Origin of the sequence: Mycolicibacterium xanthum (genome assembly GCF_019710635.1) — a bacterium.
Classification (GTDB): Bacteria; Actinomycetota; Actinomycetes; order Mycobacteriales; family Mycobacteriaceae; genus Mycobacterium; species Mycobacterium xanthum.
Window position 1 is genome coordinate 1 of record NZ_JAIFZS010000087.1, and the last position, 738, is coordinate 738.

A 738-nucleotide genomic window follows, 5' to 3' on the forward strand; every position below is an offset into this window, starting at 1 on the left:
TTCTCGATGCGCCACAGGTGGTGGTAGGCACCGATGACGAACTCGGGGGTCTGGTCGGTGAGGTTGGTGGTGTAGCCCTTCCAGCCGGCCAGGGCGCGCGCCTTGGCTTCCAGGTCGCGGTCGATCGACTTGGTCTCGCCGGTCAAGGTGATGAACCGGTTGCGTTTGAGCGGGGCTTTCCCGTCCACAGCTTTCTGCGCTTTGGCGATCTGCTCGTCGATGCCGCGCAGGGTGCGTCGGGCCCGGTCAGCGCGGTACTGGTAGTGGATCACCCGCTCGGGGATGCCGCGGGTCTTCTCACGGCTGGTGGCCGGCCACGGCTGGGTCAGGATCAGACCGTCGGGGATGGCCTGATCAGGGTGTGTGGTGTGCCACTCGCGCACGACGTCGGGCAGCAACGGGATGCGGGCACCCAGGATGTAGGTCAATCCAGCCGCGGCGATGTCGATCTGGTTGGCTTCAGAGATCATGCCCGCATCAGCGACGACGGTGACATCGGTGAGCTGGTGAGCGGTCTTGAAGGACTTGATCACCGGCAGCATCGTGGCGGTCTCGGCTTTGTTGCCCTCAAAGGCCGCCACGGTCAGCGGGAACCCCGAGGCGTCGGTCAGCAGCCCGACGGTAATTTGAGGTTCCAGGCGACGCTCCTTGGAGAATCCGGGCTCACGGAACCCGTCGCCGGTGTCGGTCTCGAAGTACAGCGTCGTCACGTCGTAGAGCACCAGCGTCGCTGGCCCG

Annotated in this window: 1 protein-coding gene; it reads right to left on the minus strand. The window is 65.3% G+C overall.

The features are described from left to right. A partial coding sequence (locus tag JDV09_RS24935; RefSeq protein ID WP_221371827.1) for an IS1634 family transposase occupies nucleotides 1-738 on the minus strand: 738 nt, incomplete at both ends.